The 16644-nt window shown below is 60.5% G+C and carries 14 protein-coding genes; 10 read left to right on the top strand and 4 right to left on the bottom strand.

The annotated features are described in order from the left end of the window. Positions 1-146 precede the first annotated feature (146 nt). Positions 147-485, bottom strand: a complete 339-nt coding sequence (locus ACFPM8_RS12450) for a hypothetical protein (RefSeq protein ID WP_378997875.1) — start codon at positions 483-485, stop codon at positions 147-149. Positions 486-551: 66 nt separating this feature from the next. On the opposite strand from ACFPM8_RS12450, the gene ACFPM8_RS12445 reads away from it, so the two are divergent. From ACFPM8_RS12445 to ACFPM8_RS12405, 9 genes are all read left to right on the top strand, one after another. Next, on the top strand, positions 552-899 hold the full coding sequence (locus tag ACFPM8_RS12445) for a hypothetical protein (RefSeq protein ID WP_378997874.1): 348 nt from the start codon (positions 552-554) through the stop codon (positions 897-899). Positions 900-1031: 132 nt separating this feature from the next. Beyond that, positions 1032-1784, top strand: coding sequence for an ice-binding family protein (locus ACFPM8_RS12440; RefSeq protein ID WP_378997873.1), 753 nt, complete (start codon positions 1032-1034; stop codon positions 1782-1784). Positions 1785-1882: 98 nt separating this feature from the next. Continuing rightward, positions 1883-2569 (top strand): helix-turn-helix transcriptional regulator, encoded by a 687-nt coding sequence (locus ACFPM8_RS12435; RefSeq protein ID WP_378997872.1) that lies wholly within the window; start codon positions 1883-1885, stop codon positions 2567-2569. Positions 2570-2641: 72 nt separating this feature from the next. Continuing rightward, entirely contained in the window at positions 2642-3010 is a 369-nt protein-coding gene (locus ACFPM8_RS12430; RefSeq protein ID WP_378997871.1) for a VOC family protein, read from the top strand. Positions 3011-3185: 175 nt separating this feature from the next. After that, on the top strand, positions 3186-4436 hold the full coding sequence (locus tag ACFPM8_RS12425; protein ID WP_378997870.1) for an MFS transporter: 1251 nt from the start codon (positions 3186-3188) through the stop codon (positions 4434-4436). Positions 4437-4490: 54 nt separating this feature from the next. Beyond that, positions 4491-5621 carry a LuxE/PaaK family acyltransferase gene (locus ACFPM8_RS12420; RefSeq protein ID WP_378997869.1) on the top strand — a complete coding sequence of 377 codons (1131 nt, stop codon included), beginning with the start codon at positions 4491-4493 and terminating at the stop codon, positions 5619-5621. A gap of 1 nt (position 5622) precedes the next feature. Continuing rightward, positions 5623-8055 carry an acyl-CoA reductase gene (locus ACFPM8_RS12415; RefSeq protein ID WP_378997868.1) on the top strand — a complete coding sequence of 811 codons (2433 nt, stop codon included), beginning with the start codon at positions 5623-5625 and terminating at the stop codon, positions 8053-8055. A 3-nt stretch (positions 8056-8058) separates the two neighbouring features. Continuing rightward, entirely contained in the window at positions 8059-9336 is a 1278-nt protein-coding gene (locus ACFPM8_RS12410) for a phenylacetate--CoA ligase family protein (RefSeq protein ID WP_378997867.1), read from the top strand. Beyond that, positions 9333-10277, top strand: a complete 945-nt coding sequence (locus tag ACFPM8_RS12405) for a GNAT family N-acetyltransferase (protein WP_378997866.1) — start codon at positions 9333-9335, stop codon at positions 10275-10277. Before ACFPM8_RS12410 ends, ACFPM8_RS12405 begins: the two co-directional genes overlap by 4 nt. 16 nt (positions 10278-10293) lie before the next feature. On the opposite strand, the gene ACFPM8_RS12400 is transcribed toward ACFPM8_RS12405, so the two are convergent. Continuing rightward, complete coding sequence (locus ACFPM8_RS12400) at positions 10294-11001, bottom strand: aspartate/glutamate racemase family protein (protein ID WP_378997865.1); 708 nt, start codon at positions 10999-11001, stop codon at positions 10294-10296. Positions 11002-11204: 203 nt separating this feature from the next. On the opposite strand from ACFPM8_RS12400, the gene ACFPM8_RS12395 reads away from it, so the two are divergent. Further along, positions 11205-11849: an SAM-dependent methyltransferase gene (locus ACFPM8_RS12395; protein ID WP_378997864.1), complete on the top strand. Its 645-nt coding sequence runs from the start codon at positions 11205-11207 to the stop codon at positions 11847-11849. A 135-nt stretch (positions 11850-11984) separates the two neighbouring features. On the opposite strand, the gene ACFPM8_RS12390 is transcribed toward ACFPM8_RS12395, so the two are convergent. Together ACFPM8_RS12390 and ACFPM8_RS12385 are read right to left on the bottom strand one after the other, a co-directional pair. Next, positions 11985-13427, bottom strand: coding sequence for an efflux transporter outer membrane subunit (locus ACFPM8_RS12390; RefSeq protein WP_378997863.1), 1443 nt, complete (start codon positions 13425-13427; stop codon positions 11985-11987). A gap of 2 nt (positions 13428-13429) precedes the next feature. Next, on the bottom strand, positions 13430-16639 hold the full coding sequence (locus tag ACFPM8_RS12385; RefSeq protein ID WP_378997862.1) for an efflux RND transporter permease subunit: 3210 nt from the start codon (positions 16637-16639) through the stop codon (positions 13430-13432). Positions 16640-16644: the final 5 nt, after the last annotated feature.

Here is a 16644-nt window from a genome sequence, read left to right as displayed (position 1 = left end):
AAACCGGCGATGGCAAACGAAGGCGGAGAGCCAATGAGGACGCACGCAGCCAAGACAGCACATATTGGCAACATGAGTGCGACATTGCCGCGAAGGGTCAGTGTGTAATGCATGGCACATACTGCGAAACTGGTTGTCGGTTAGCGCTAATCATCGTTCCGTCCGGTCGCCTTCATGTTCAACTTAAGAATCTGAATAACTGCATCTAATTGGCGGCCCTGATGGTAATTCAAGATAAGCAGGCCGGGAACGCCCCAAGACAGTGCAACCAGTAGATCGGCTATCGGTAGTCCGTTGGATTTGAGCATATATTCCGCGAATGCGGCGAGCGCTGTGCCGCCAAAAACTGTTACTAAAAAGGTGCTCGAATTATTGTTCTGCGCGAGCACTTCGAGCGCTTTGGATCGCAACTCAGCATCATGTAAATCTCGCAGCGCGGACTTTTCAAGTAACTCGGGTATAGCCTTGGAATCTTCAGTGGTCATAACTGTGAATTGTTAAGTTAATTGGCGCGCATGCGCGTTCACGTTGAATGATGTATTAAACATTTCATGGATTGGATAGACCAAGTCGGACAATTTTATTCATGTGAAGCTTTTGCAGCAGCCAGCCTGAACCGTCTTGACAGAATGATTTGTGGCGGGCGCCAAGGCGGTGATTTTAGTGCAAGTTACTCAGGCATGGACGACCATCCTCACTACACAAATAATCACAACGTGATCCTCCTCATGTCAAAGCAGCCCGTTCTCGACTGGATCGTGCGAGTCGATCCCGCTCCGTCAAATTTGAGCTTGAAGACCTTCGCCAGGAGCAAGGCGTATAAATGCCGCGTAAATAAATTACCGAAAAGTGCACCAGAGACGGCCATGAGTGGCGCGTTAAGCGTACCAATCGCGTAAATTTTTCTCTTTACGTGTGGCAACGAACAAAGCATTGCCAGCCGAAGGCGGATCATCTTGAAGTGGGTTCGCGCCCGCAAGAGGCCGGCCACATGCCGGTGTCTTTCCGCTGAAATATAAAGGGAGTAAGACATGAACAGATCCGCAATTTCAATCAAACCGATCAGGAAGTTCGTACCGATATGCATACTTGGGATCGTCGCGCTGTCTGGCGGCGTCTCCCCGGCATGGGCCCAGGTGTCACTGGGTGCGGCGTCGGAATTCTCTATCCTGGGCGGCACGAATGTAACCTGTACCTCCGGTTCGGTGGTTACCGGAGACATAGGCGTTTACCCGGGCAGCTTTACCAATACCGGCTGCACGATGGCGGGCGGGAGTCCTCCTGCGACCAACGCGGCCGCAGCTCTGGCGCAAGCCGACTTGCTCAGGGCATATTCCGCTCTCCAGTCCCGGCCTTGTACCCAGACCATCTCGACCGCTGCCTTCACGGGCAATGTGCCGGCGCTCGGTCCGCTTGCGCCGGGTGTCTACTGTTTTCCCGCAGGTGTGACGTTCACGAACACAACGTTGACGCTCATCGGTCCCTCGAACGGGATCTGGATTTTCAAAGTCGGGGCAGCGCTTACCGGCACTAATTTCTCAGTGGTCATGGCCGACCATGGGCGGCCGTGCAATGTGTTTTGGTCGGTCGGCGCCGGCGTGACGATGACGACTTCGGCTCTCAAGGGCAACATCCTCGCGGGTAACGCCACCGATGGGGCGATCACCTTGACCGGCGGCTCCGTCGCTGGCCGAGCGTTGGCAAAAGTCGCCGTGACGGTCACTGGCGCTAGCGTCATCGGCTGCGATGCGCTGGCGGGTAAGTGCCAGCAGAACGCATATTGACGAAACGGATTGATCGCGCTCGATGGTGTCAACACTTAAACGTCGTCTACGGATTTATACTGGCAAGCTTTTTTAATGATTCGATAGACGATTGAAAAATGTCCCGATCCGAGCGCCTACTTGAATTGCTCCAATCCCTGCGGCGTTACCGTCTGCCTGTGAGCGGCAGACAGCTTGCGCAGGAGTTGGGAGTCAGCATCCGAACCCTTTATCGGGATATTGCATCGCTGCAGGCGCAAGGCGCCATGATTGAAGGGGAGCCAGGCGTCGGCTACGTTCTCCGGCCCGGCTTCATGCTGCCGCCGCTGATGTTTTCCGACGACGAGATTGAAGCGCTGGTACTCGGCTCGCGCTGGGTCAGCAAGCGCGCGGACAAGCGGCTTGCTTCGGCGGCGTCGAATGCGCTCGCAAAAATCGCCGCCGTGCTTCCCGAAGACCTCCGCAACGACATGGAGACCAATGCGCTGTTTGTCGGGCCGCACGACACGACGACTCTGGAGAACATCGACTTGGGCTTGGTAAGAAAGGCAATCCGCACCGAACACAAGATGACCATCACCTATGCCGATCAAGAGGGCGCTGAGTCGTGCCGCACCATATGGCCATTTGCGATCGGGTTCTTCGAGAGCACCCGGATACTCGTTTCGTGGTGTGAGCTGCGAGGCGATTTTCGTCATTTCCGGACGGACCGGATTTCTTCCCTTGCCTGGCTGGATCTGCGATATCCGCGCAGCAAACAAGCTTTGCTCAAGGAGTGGCAAAAAAAACAGGTGAAGTCGGTATAAACCATACTGCCGGAAACTGACAGTATGGTCTCCTATCATCCTTCATTCAGGACAACCTAAAGGAGATCAACCATGTCTAGCCCCAATCTTATTATTTTGTATGTCAGCGATCCGGTTAAAAGCATCCCGTTCTACCGTGAGTTGCTTAACCGCGACCCGATCGCTTCGTTCCCGACCTACGTCGCATTCGCTCTGGATGGCGGTTTCACGCTGGGTCTCTGGGCTAGCCACAGGGTAAACCCGGCGCCGCCGCAAACCGGCAATCGCACGGAACTGGCTTTCACTGTTGCAGACGACGCTGCGGTGGAAGTCCTTCATCGAGAGTGGCGCGAACGAGGCGTCAAGATCGAACAAGCGCCGAACGCCGATGTTTTCGGCCTCACCTTCGTCGCCCTTGATCCGGACGGGCATCGCATTCGTGTCTGCCCCGTTGGCAATTAGGAGCTTGTCGGAATTAGGAGTGATCGGCCGCAAAAAACGCCTGGGCGGCCGATGCATCAACGCCTGCCGCGCCGCTTACACCATAGTCGAAATAAATTGCAGCTGAGAAAATTAACAGTTGTTTATTTGCATTTGGGCAAATATAATCCGCGCTTCAAAAATGCAAGATAACTAGATGTCACTCTTTTCTCGCTCACTGCTCCCCATCTCCCCACGTCGCGCTCTGTTCTTCTGTCTTCTGCTGGCCACTTTCGAATTGCTGACCTATGTCGCCAGCGACGTGGTGATGCCCGCCATGTTGTATGTCGTCCGCGATTTGCAAGTGCCGGCCAGCCATGTGCCTATGGCCTTGAATGCCTACTTGCTGGGCGGAGTTGCCTTCCAATGGTTGATCGGCCCGCTGTCCGATCGTTTCGGCCGCCGCCCGCTGTTATTGATCGGCGTCGCCGGCTTTGCTTTGGCGTGCATGGTTACGCCGTGGATAGGCGACATCTACTTTTTCCATGGCTTGCGCTTTATCCAGGGCATCGGTCTTGGCTTTATCGTGGTGGTCAGCTACCCGGTCCTGCAGGAAGCTTTCCGCGAAACGGAAGCCGTGCGCCTGATGGCAATCCTGGCGAATATCGCGCTGCTGTCGCCGCTGTTGGGGCCGTTGTTGGGCAGCCTGTTATTGGAAGTGCTTTCGTGGCGCGCACTGTTCGTCGGCGTAGGTTTGCTGGCCGTCCTGACCTGGTTCGGGCTATGGCGCTTCATGCCTGAAACCATAGGCGTCACCCGTACCGACGGCAGCCACCTGGCGCCGACGCCGTTGCACCTTGCCAGCATCCTGAGCAGCTATGGCGAGCTGCTGCGCAATGCCAGATTCATGCAGGGAAGTCTGGCGCTGGGTTTGATCAGCATTCCTCTGATCAGCTGGATCGGCTTGTCGCCGTTACTGCTGATGCACGATTTGGGGCTCAATACGATTGCGTACGGCTTGTGGCAACTGCCGATTTTCGGCGGTCTGATTGCCGGCAACCTGGTGCTGAACTACGCTGCCGACCGCTTTGAGTTGGATGCGTTGATCCGGCTGGCGCTGGTGCCGATTGTCGGCGGCCTGCTGCTGATGTTGGGAATGACGCTGGCCGGCGTCAAACTGATGGCGCTGATACCGGGCATGGCGATCTACGCCTTCGGCATGGGCATCTGCAACGCTTCGCTCTACCGCCTGACATTGTTTGCTAGCGAGAGCGGCAAAGGCACGGTCGCGGCCATGTTGGGGATGGTGTCGATCGCCACCATCGGCCTGGGCAGCGCCGCGCTGTCGGTGCTGGGCGCGGGCACCAGCCTGCAGACTTTTGCGGTCGCCGCCAGCGCCTCGGTGGGCTTGGCATTGTGGCCGCTGTGGCGTCTGCTCAGGCAGAAGCCTGCCGTCGCCGTCGCCTGACGGCGACGCTGCTCTTTTTACCTGATTCCGTTTCCTATTCCACCGGAGATTATCGTGAGTCCACTCACACATGTCGATGCGCTATGCGCCATCGAATCCCCTTATCGCGCCGATGCCGCCTGCGATCAGCTGTTTAATGCCGCCATGCGCGAGCTGACCGATTACCATTGTGCGCAATCGCCCGGCTATGCCGACTGGCTGGCCGCCAACGGCCTGGATCAAGATGCGCTGGCGCAGGTCAGCGACTGGTCGACACTGCCGCCGATTTTTGCCAATTATTTCAAGCGCCGCTTGTTGCCAAGCACTACCGGCGAGCAGGCGTTGGAGCTGACATCGTCCGGCACCAGCGGCCAGAAAAGCCGCATGCGCTACGACGACCGCAGCATCGGCGCCGCGCAAGCCATGGTGGATCGCATTTTCGATCACTACGGCTGGAATACCCCTGACACGCCGTGCAATTACCTGCTGCTGAGCTACGAGCCGGCCGGCGCCATCACCTTGGGCACGGCTTACACCGACCAGTTCCTGTGCAAGTACGCGCCGGTCAATCGGGTGGTTTATGCCTTGCGCCACAATGGTAGCGGTAACGAATTCGACCCGTTCGGCGTGATCCGCGCGCTGCAGGAATTCGCGGAAGAGGGACTGCCGGTACGCATTTTCGGTTTCCCGGCCTTCCTGTGGTTCGCGCTGGAGCGCATGCGCGAGATGGGATTGCCGCCGTTGCAGCTGCATGCCGACTCGCTGGTATTTCTCGGCGGCGGCTGGAAAACCCATGCCGACCAAGAGATCCCCAAATCCATGCTGTACCAGCGCTTGGGCGAGCAACTGGGTATTCCGGATATCCGCTGCCGGGATGGTTACGGCGCCGTCGAGCATCCGGTCCCTTACATCGAATGCCCGCACCATCGCTTCCATATTCCCAGCTATGCCCGCGCCTTTGTCCGCCATCCGGCGACGCTGGCCAAGCAGCCGTACGGCGAACGCGGCTTTCTGCATTTCGTCTCGCCGTTTATTACCTCTTGCCCGGCCCACAGCGTCGTGATGAGCGACCTGGCCTCGCTGCATGCCGGCAGCGAATGCGGCTGCGGCATCGAAGCCGACTGGTTCGAATTGCACGGACGCGCCGGCACCAGTAAAAGCCGCAGCTGTGCGCTGGCGGCATCCGAATTGATCAAGGAGTCCTGATATGTTTCTCGCACATGGCACGATGATGCCCGCGGCCGAGGCCGACCAGGTGCTGACGTCGCTGCAAGCGCGACTGCCGACGACGCTGGCTGCGCGCTTCGATGGCGAGGCCGTACTGGCCTGCGCCGAACGATTTTCCGATTGGGTATTGCAAGACACGCAGGCGCTGGAGCTGGATGCCGCCAGCCGCGCAGCCTTGCATGCGTTCTGCCGGCGCGATGCGCTTGTCGCCAAGCTGCAGCGCGAACTGGGCGAGACGCCGTTCTCGTTGCGCCGCATCGATTACCGCAGCCCGCATTTCGAAAGCTGGCGGCCATTGGGACTGGTGGTGCATATCACCCCTGGCAATGCGCCGCTGCTGGCGTTTTTCGCGATGCTGGAAAGTCTGCTGGTCGGCAACGTCAACTGGCTGCGCCCCAGCAGCAGCGACGATGGGCTGACCGCGCGGCTGCTGGCGGCTTTTCTCAGCCATGACAGTAGCGGTACGCTGGCCGATTACCTTGCTGTACTCCCATTACCCGGCCACGATTTGAGCGGCTTGTTCAGGCAGGCCGATGCAATTTCCGCGTGGGGCGGCCATACGGCGTTGGCTGCGATCCAACAGCAGGTTCCGGCCGGTTGCCGCTGGATCGACTGGGGCCATCGCATCAGTTTTGCCTACTTGACGCCTGACGCCGCCGCTTCTGCGCAGCAACTGGATGCGCTGGCCGATGAAGTCTGCCGCCTGGATCAACAAGCCTGCTCCAGCCCGCAATGCGTGCTGGTCGATAGCGACGACCCCGTTGTGCTACGCGCCGTCGGCGAGCAATTGGCCGCGGCCCTGTCGCGTCGCTCGCAGCACTGGCCGGCGCTGGTCCCAAGCGAACAGGAAGCAGCGGAAATCAGCACTCAAACGGCGTTTGCCCGATTGGACCAGAGCTTTGCCGGCATCGCCGGCCATGTCTGGCAAGAAAACGGCTGGCGCATCATCTGGGCGCATACGCCGGCGCTGGCCGGCTCGCCGCTGTTCCGCACGGTGCAACTGCGGCCGCTGCCGCGTGCGCAATTGGTCAGTACATTGCAGCCGTGGCGCACGCAGCTGCAAACCTGCGGCTTGATTGTTGAGGCGCACGACCTGGCCGAATTGAACCAATTGCTGCTGGCCGCCGGCGTCAGCCGGGTTACGCCGGCCGGCGCCATGCACGACGGTTACGACGGCGAGCCGCACGACGGCGTGTATGCACTGGCGCGCCTGACCAAGCGGGTGTCGGTCAGCCTGCCGGCAGATATGCTTGCCCGCCATGCCACGTTGGATCTGCCGCCGCCGGCGCCAAGCGGTCTGGAACTTCAGCCGATCATGGACAAGGCCGCGTTCCAGCAGAACGGCGCGACCGCCCGTGCTCAACTGTTCTTCCGCAGCGGCGGCAGCAGCGGCGAACCCAAATTGGCAGGATTCAGCTACCGCGATTACCACCGGCAAATGCAGAGTGCGGCGGATGGCTTGTTCGCGGCCGGACTCGATCCGGCCAACGACAGAGTGATCAACCTGCTGTACGGCGGTAACTTGTATGGCGGCTTGCTGAGCTTCTTCACCATTCTCGACAAGATGTCCGCTCTGCATTTTCCGATGGGCGGCCCCAACACCGATGATTGCAGCGAGATTGCCCGCCTGATTGTCGACCAGAAAATCAATACGCTGATCGGTATGCCAGGCACGATTCACCGGCTGTTCGTGCAACACGAAGCACTGTTGCGCGAATACGGCGGCGTGCGCAAGATTTTGCTGGGCGGAGAACATTTGAATGACGGCCAGCGCCAGTTCCTGTCGGGCTTCGGCATACCGCTGATTCGCTCGGCCATGTACGGTTCGGTCGATGCTGGTCCGCTCGGACATGCTTGCGGCGCTACCGGGGACGGCATATTCCATCTGCTGGCCGACACGCAATGGCTGGAAATCGCCGATCTCGAACACGACCGTGCGGCAGAGCAGGGCGCTGTCGGCCGTCTGTTGTTCACTTCCCGCGCCCGTGAGGGGCAAACGGTGACGCGCTACGACCTGGGCGATCTTGGGCGCTGGGTGCCGGGCCCTTGTTCATGCGGGCTGCCGACGCCGCGCTTTGAGCTGTGCGGACGCCATGGTCAGTTGATCCGGGTCGGCACGATCTTCCTCAATCCGGCCCAATTGGCGGAACAAATCGGCGTCCCGGTGCAATTTTTGATCGACCACACCGGCAACGGCCGTGAGCGCATCCGGTTGCAGGTGGACGGCGACGTCGAGCAAACCCGGCATCGGCTGCTGCAGGATACCGCGTTGCTTGAAGTACTTGAATGCGGCTTGCTGGAGCTGGAGGTTGTCAGCACGCCTGCCACTCACTTCAAGCGTCATCCGCAAAGCGGCAAAACACCGCTGCTGCTGGACCGGCGATTGGCCGCCAGCCACGACAGCGAGATGTGACGCATGACTTCTCCAATTGAAAACCTGGTGCATTACGCGCGCCAACATGCTCCCTTTTATGCCGCGCTGTATCGGGATTTGCCCGCTAGCGGCTGGCAATTGCAGGATTTGCCGCTGATCGATCCGGCCGACTATTGGCAACAGTCGGTTCCGTTGTCATCGTGGCCGGTACTGACTGGTGCTATCGTCGACGGCCATGTCTTCAAGACCGGCGGCTCGACCGGCGACGGCAAATTGTCGGTGTATACCCGCGCCGAATGGCACAACTTCGTCAGCGCCTTCGGGCGTGCGCTGAGTACCCGTCTGCACCCGGGCGATCGGGTGGCCAATCTGTTCTTTGCCGGCGATTTGTACACCAGCTTCCTGTTCATCCACAGTGCATTGGCGCAGTCGCCGGTGCCGGTCTGCGAATTCCCGTTTACCGGCGCAATGGACCTTGCCGCGCTGGCGCAGGCCATAGCCACGCATCAGATCAACGTCCTCGCCTGCGTGCCGGCGCAGCTGATGCGCTTTGCCAGCCACCTGGCGGCAACCAAGCAAATGCTGCCATCGGTCACTACCGTGCTGTACGGCGGCGAAAGCCTGTTTGCCGAGCAGATATCGGTGCTGAAACAGACATTCCCCAACGCGATTTTCGCCTCGGTTGGCTGCGCCAGCGTCGATGCCGGATTGGTGGGGGCCAGCACGCCGGATTGCGCACTGGGCGAACATCGCGTGTTCGATGGCGATACGTTGGTGGAAATCGTCGACGACACCAGCGGCCAGCCAATCGATGCCATCGGCCAGAACGGCATATTGGTGGTGACCAATCTGCAGCGCCGCCTGATGCCTTTGATTCGCTATCCGACCGGCGATTTGGCGGCCTGGTGCGAGCCTGCCGGCAGCCCGCAGCGCAAGTTCGCATTGCGTGGCCGCGCCAGCCAGGGACATCGCGTGCGGGTCGGCACGCTATCGTTGTTCCCAAGCGAGATCGGCACCATCGTGCAGCAGCAGTTCGGCCCCATCCCGTGGCAAATGGCGGTCGGCCTTGCCGACGGCATGGATCAGCTGACCTTGCGCATTGCATGCAGCGAAGACGCCGATGCCGCCGCGACAGACAGGCTGCGCGCGACCCTGCTGACGCGTTACCCGCAGATCGCCGCCTGTATCCAGCTAGGCCAGCTACGGTTGAATGTTGACTGTTGCCCGGTTGGCAGTCTGAGCCTCCATCCGCGCTCCGGCAAATTATTGCGGGTAGTGGATCAGCGCGACTATGCCGCCCAACCGGAGCAGCCAGCATGAGCCAGCAAGCAGTCGTGACCGTTCGCAGCTTTGCGGCGGACGATGCCGATAGCGTCAGCGCCTTGTTCCGCGCGGTGTACGGCGATTGCTACGTCTATCCGGACGTGTATCTGCCGTCGATGATCCACCGTAACAACCAGCAGCAGCGGTGGCAGTCCGCGGTCGCCTGTATCGACGGAGAAATCGTCGGCCACGCCGTCTTGTGGATGCATGCCGATTCCCCTGAAAACGCAGAACTGGCGCTGAACGTGGTACATCCAAGCGCGCGCGGGATGGGCATCGCGACTCTCCTGGGCCGTCATTTGTGTGAACAGGCGCGCGAGCAGGGCTTGCGTTGCTTGACCATCAAACAGGTGTCATCCCACACGCAAAGCCAACGCCTGGCGCGTACGCTGGGTTTTTTCACCACCGGCCTGCTGCTGGATTATGTCGCTTCGCCGTTCGGCAACGAAAGCCGGGAAAGCGTGGTGTTGGGCTGCCTGCCGTTGCAGCCGTGCCCGATACCGTCCTTGTCATGGCCGCAGGCATGCCGCGACTGGATCGCGCCGATGGAACGGCATTTCGGCACCAGCTCCGATATCCACCCCACGAGCGGTGCGCCTATCGTTGTGGCGACCCACGAACAACGTATCGAAGTCACGCTGAACGACCTGCACCCGGACCACCTGCATGAAGTCGCGCACATACCGAAGGGGCGCCTGGTCTATCTGAAGCTCGGACTGGATCAGCGCTCTCCGGCCGCGATGCAGCAGCTGCGCCGCGCCGGCTTCGTCTACGGCGGCTTGATGCCCGCTCTCGATCGAGGATGGTACGGCCTGATGCAGCGCGGTTATCAAGCGCATGAACTGGACCTGTGTTGCCCGATTGCCCGGGCGCTGCATCAGGACAGCCTGAGGTTGGCCGACCAGCAAAGTGCGTCACGCTCGCTGGAGCATTTGTAGAATAGAATTGGCTCGATCATGCGTCGGGTGCTGCGCCTTGCACCGCCCGGCGCAGCGCCGCCTGCGCAAGCAAGCGTGTGGAGTCGAGGGTCGGCAGCGGGGAATTCAGGTCGTTCATGATCAGCGGGATCTCGGTGCAGCCGAGTACGACAGCGTCGCAACCTTCATCTTTCATCCGTCCGATAACACTCTGGAAGTAAGCTACCGCCTCTGGCTTGCGGATGCCGTAGACCAATTCATCCATGATGATGCGATTGATTTCTTCGCGTTCGGCGGCGTTCGGACGCACATATCGTAATCGTCGCGCTGTGAGCTTTTCCGGGTACACCTCGCTGTCGACGAGCCAACGGGTTCCGGTCAACCCGACGCAACGGAACCCGCGCTCGACGGCCTGTGCGGCGACGACCTCGGCAATGTGCAGCCAGGGCAGCGGTGACCGCGATTCAATGTAAGGAAGCGCCTGATGGATAGTGTTATCGGGACAGATGAGGAAATCGGCGCCGATTTTTGCCAACTTTTCGGCAGATGAGAGCATCAGCTCCCCCACGCCCTGCCAATCGCCGCGGGCTATGCATTGCACGTGCTCGGCGAGCGAGTAGGTGTGCATCGAAACCTCGGGATGAGCGTGCGGACCAAGAAAATGTGAGCCTTCCACGCAGATGGTCCGATAACAAAGAGCTGCGCCTTCGGCGGAGCAGGCAACAATACCGATATGTTGGGGCATGACTTGATTATAGGAAAGCAATGGAACTCAAAGTTATCACATTGCAGGTGGAACTTTATAGCGCGACGCTATCTTGCGTAACAATCTGCAGCGTTCCGTTTTACAATGCGCGTAATTGTTATCTTGCCGTGGCGCTTCTGTACCTGCCGCCCGGTGCGTCGATGTTTCAACATCCCCATTAGTCCTGTCTGGAAAACATTCTTATGCTCATCGTCACCATCAAACAAGGCAAGGAAAAAAGCCTGCTGAATCGTCAACCCTGGATTTACGCGTCCGCGGTTGAGCGGGTCGACGGCAAACCGGGGGAGCACATGAAATCGGGGGCGACGGCGCTGATACAGTCGTCTTCCGCTCAATTCCTGGCGCGCGCCGCGTACAACGCGAAATCGCAAATCCGCGCCCGCGTCTGGACCTTCGATCCAAACGAGGCGGTCGACCATGCGCTGATCAAGCGCCGCGTCAAGGCAGCGGTTGCGGCACGCAGCGCCAAAGGCAAAAAGGCCGGCGCCAGCTCCGGCCAGCCGCTGCATCTGGTGTTGGGCGAGGAAGACGGCTTGTCCGGCCTGGTGGTGGATTGGTTCGGCGGCGAGAAGGGCTTTCTGGTGTGCCAGTTCCAGGCGGCCGGCGTCGATGCCTGGAAAGTGCCCATCGTGCAAGCCCTGATCGCCGAAACCGGTTGCCGCAATGTGTATGAACGTTCGGATGAACTGCTGCGCAAAGGCGAAGGTTTGCCAGTCGTATCCGGCGCACTGGCGGGCGACGAGCCGCCCGACGATATGCCGTGCACCGAAAATGGGGTGCGTTTTTCCCTGAATATCAAGACGGGGAAAAAGAGTTCTTTCAGATAAAGGGCACCTCTAAAAACCTACTGCGCGACCCAATCTCGGGGCTGTGATGCTCACCGTACCTTCGTACGGCTGCGCTTCTCGCCCCGACCTTGGGCCGCTCGCTACGGTTTTTAGAGGCGCCCTAAAGCAAATCGGCTAGCTTCGCGCTTCCTTAGCCGCTGGCGTTGCCGATCCTTCGCCCCAACCGCCGCCCAATGCGCGTATCAAGCCCACCGACGCCACTGCGCGCTGCCCCACGCTTTGACTCTTTGCGCGCTGGGCCGAAAGACTTGAGCGCTGCGCATCGATCACTTCGAAATAACTGGCGGAGCCGTTCCGATAGCGCGAATCGGCCAGCCGCGCAGCGAGTTGCGCCGAACTCACGGCCTCGTCCTGAAAACGAATCTGGTTGTCTAGCGTGCGCAGCGCGCTCAGATTGTCTTCCACATCCTGGAAGCCGACCAAGACCTGCTGGCGGTAATTGGCAACCAGCGCTTCGTAGTTGGCATCGGCCTTCGCCAGATTCGCCTTGTTGCGGCCGCCGTCCAGCAACGGCAGGTTCAGCACGGTGCCGACCAGCGGGCCAAGCAGCCAGCTGCGGCTCGACCACTGGAACAGGTTGTGCAGCGCGTTGGACTCGTAGCCCGCCGATCCGGTCAGCACCAGGCTAGGGAAGAAGGCGGCCTTGGCCACCCCGATCCGCGCACTGGCCGCCGCCAGCTGGCGCTGTGCCTGCGCGATGTCCGGGCGGCGCTCCAGCAGATCCGAAGGCAGGCCGGCCGGCACGCTCACCGTTACCGGTTGCAGCGGCGTTGCCGCCAGCGTGAATTGCGCCGGAGTCTTGCCGAGCAAAATGGCTAGCGCGTGATCCCGCTGCGAGCGGTTGCGCTGCACGCCTTCCAGTTCCGCCTGCGTCACCGACAGTTCGGTTTTTGCCTGCGCCACGTCGAGTTCGCTGGTATCTCCGGCGTCATAGCGGCGCTGGACCAGGTGCAATGCATCCTGCCGCAGCTTGATCGTCTGTTGCAGCACATCCAGCTCCGAATCGAGCGAACGAATCGCAAAATACTGTTGCGCCACGTCGGCTTGCAAGGCCAGTAGTACCGAGCGATAGGCTGCTTCCTGTCCCTGCACATCGAGCCGGGCGGCGCGGCTGCTGTCGGACAGCCGCCCGAACAGGTCGACTTCATACGAGGCGTTGAGCTGCGCGCGCCACTGGGTGGAAGCCCCGGCCGCGTTGCCTTGACGGGTTGGTCCGATGCCGGCGCCAAGCTGGAATGCGCGGTCGGCATCGGCCAGCCCGGCCGTAGCGCGCGACTCCTTGACTCGCGCCATGGCCATGACCAGGGTCGGGCTGGCCTGCGTCGCGTCGGCAATCAGATTGCTCAGTTGGGCATCGCCAAAGACCGACCACCAGTTGCCGCGATCGACCTGATCGGCCGGTGTCGCGACCTTCCATGCGCCATCCAGCGCCGGCGCCGATTCGCGATATTGAGACGGCAAGTCGACGGCGACCTGCTCCGGCGGTTTGGTGGTGGAGCAGCCGGCCAGAACCAGGGCCGCAACCAGGGTGGTGAGTGATAAGTTAAAAGTTTTCATGTTCAGATTCCGTTTGCTTGTACCGCAGGCGCTGCATGCGGCAAGGCGGTTGACGCCTCGTCGGCGGACGTTCCTTTGCTGGTCAATTTGGTGGCCAGCGTACGCAACAGCACATAAAAGATCGGGGTCAGGAACAGGCCGAAGGCGGTCACGCCTATCATTCCCGAGAAGACCGCGACGCCCATCGCGTGACGCATCTCGGCGCCGGCCCCGCTCGACACGATCAGCGGCACCACGCCGGCGATGAAGGCGATCGAGGTCATCAGGATCGGACGCAGGCGCAGACGAGCCGCTTCGATTGCCGCGGCATAAATGCCACGGCCCTGATGTTCCAGCTCGCGTGCAAATTCGACGATCAGGATCGCGTTCTTGCAGGCCAGGCCGACCAATACCACCAGACTGATTTGCGTGAAGATATTGTTGTCGCCATGGGTCAGCCAGACGCCGGTGATCGCGGACAAAATACCCATCGGCACGATCAGCAGCACCGCCAGCGGCAGCGCCAGACTTTCGTATTGCGCAGCCAGCACGAAGAACACCAGCAGGATAGACAACGGCAGGATGAAGAACAGCGTGTCGCCGGCAATCTTGTCCTGATAGGTGATTTCGGTCCATTCAAAACCGATCCCGCGCGGCAGGGTTTCCGCAGCGATGCGCTCGACGGCTGCCTGCGCCTGGCCGGTGCTGTAACCCGGCGCCGGTCCGCCGTTGACATCGGCGGAAGGGAAGGCGTTGTAACGCGCCGCCTGATCCGGGCCGTGGCTTTGCGTCATTTTCAGCAGCGACGACAGCGGCACCATCTCGCCTTTGTCATTGCGCGTCTTGAGCAGGCCGATATCTTCGGCGTGAGCCCGGAACGGCGCATCGGCCTGGACCCGGACCTGGAAGGTGCGGCCGAACTTGTTGAAGTCGTTGACGTACAGCGAACCCAGATAAATCTGCAAGGTGTCGAACACGGCAGGGATGGAGACGCCCAGTTGCTGCGCACGAACCCGGTCGACATCGGCATACAGCTGCGGCACGTTGATCTGGAAGCTGGAGAACATCCCCGCCAGTTCAGGCGCTTTTTGCGCTTTCGCCATGAAGGCCTGCAATGCGTCATTCATGGCTTCGCTGCCGAGCGCTCCACGGTCCTGGATTTGCAGTTTGAAGCCGCCGATGGTGCCCAGCCCCTGTACCGGCGGCGGTGGGAAGACCGCAATGAAGGCTCCCTGAATCGCGCCGAATTTCTGGTTCAGTTGCTGCGCGATGGCGTTGCCGCTCAGATCCGCGCTGCGCCGCTCGTCAAACGGTTTGAGCGTGGTAAACACGATGCCGGAGTTGGGGCTGTTGACGAAGCCGTTGATCGACAGGCCAGGGAAGGCGACCGCCGATTCCACGCCGGGCTGCTTCAAGGCGATCTCGGACATCTGGCGCATCACGTCTTCGGTGCGGTCCAGCGAGGCTGCATCGGGCAGCTGGGCGAAGCCGACCAGATACTGTTTGTCCTGCGCCGGGATGAAGCCGTTCGGCACGGTGTGGAACAGCAGCATGGTGGCGCCGATCAGCAGTGCGTACAGGGCGAGGGCGGCCGATTTGCGTTTGAGGATGCCGGTCACGCCGCCGCCGTAGGATTCCGAACTGCGGTGGAATACGCTGTTGAAGCGGACAAAGAACCAGCCGAACAAGCGGTCGATCAAACGCTGGAAACCGTCCTTTTTGGCGCCGTGGCTTTTCAGCAGCAGAGCTGCCAGGGCAGGGGACAGGGTCAGCGAGTTGAACGCGGAAATCACGGTCGAGATGGCAATCGTCAACGCAAACTGTTTGAAGAATTGCCCGGTCAGGCCGCTGACGAAAGCCAGCGGCACGAACACCGCGCACAGGGTCAGCGCGATCGCGACGATCGGGCCCGAGACTTCGCGCATGGCTTTGTAGGTCGCCTCCTTGGCGGAGAGGCCGTGTTCGATATTGCGTTCGACGTTTTCGACCACCACGATGGCATCGTCAACCACGATCCCGATCGCCAATACCAGGCCGAACAGGCTGAGCGCGTTGATCGAAAAGCCCAGGCCCATCATCACGCCGAAAGTACCGATCACCGACACCGGCACGGCCAGCAAGGGGATGATCGAGGCTCTCCAGGTTTGCAGGAAGATGATGACCACGATCACCACCAGCAGGATCGCCTCCAGCAAGGTATGGACCACGGCTTCGATCGAGGAGCGGACGAATTGCGTCGGGTCGTAGACGATCTTGTAATCGACGCCCTCCGGCATGTCTTTCTTCAACTCGGCCATGGTGCGGCGCACGTTGTCGGAGATTTCCAGGGCGTTGGAACCCGGCGCCTGGAAGATCGGCACCGCGACCGCCTGCTTGTTGTCAAGCAGCGAGCGCAATGCGTACTCGCTGGCGCCGAGTTCGATCCGGGCGACATCCTTGAGATAGGTCACGACGCCGTCCGGCGAGGTACGAATCACGATGTTGCCGAACTCTTCTTCGGATGCCAGGCGGCCGCGCGCATTGACTGAAATCTGATAGGCAACGCCGGGGGCGGAAGGCGAAGCGCCGATCACGCCGGCGGCGACGTTAACGTTTTGCTGGCGGATCGCGGTGACCACATCGCTGGCGGCCAGGCCGCGCTCGGCAACCTTGCGCGGATCGAGCCAGATGCGCATCGAATAATCGCCCGAGCCGAACAGTTGCACCGAACCGATGCCGGGCAGCCGCGCCAGCCTGTCCTTCACATTCAGCACCGCATAGTTGCGCAGGTACGCCATGTCGTAGCGATCGTTGGGCGACAGCAAATGCACCACCATGGTCAGGTTGGGCGAACTCTTGACGGTCGTTACGCCAAGCCGCTGCACCACGTCCGGCAATCTCGGCAGGGCCTGGTTGACGCGGTTCTGCACCAGTTGCTGAGCTTGGTCGGGCGAGGTGCCCAGCTTGAAGGTGACGGTCAGCGTCATCAGGCCGTCGGAAGTCGCTTGCGACGCCATGTACAGCATGCCTTCGACGCCGTTGATCTGTTCTTCGATCGGCGCCGCGACGGTCTCGGCGATGGTTTGCGGATTGGCGCCCGGATACTGCGCCTTGACCACGACTGAAGGCGGAATCACTTCCGGGTATTCGGAAATCGGCAGGTTGATCATCGAGATCAAACCGCCGATCAGGATGAGTGCGGATAGCACGCCCGCAAAAATCGGGCGGTCAATAAAAAATTTGGAAATATTCATGGAGA

Origin of the sequence: Paraherbaspirillum soli (assembly GCF_042654985.1) — a bacterium.
Classification (GTDB): Bacteria; Pseudomonadota; Gammaproteobacteria; order Burkholderiales; family Burkholderiaceae_D; genus Paraherbaspirillum; species Paraherbaspirillum soli.
This window is presented reverse-complemented; position numbering and strand designations above follow the sequence as displayed.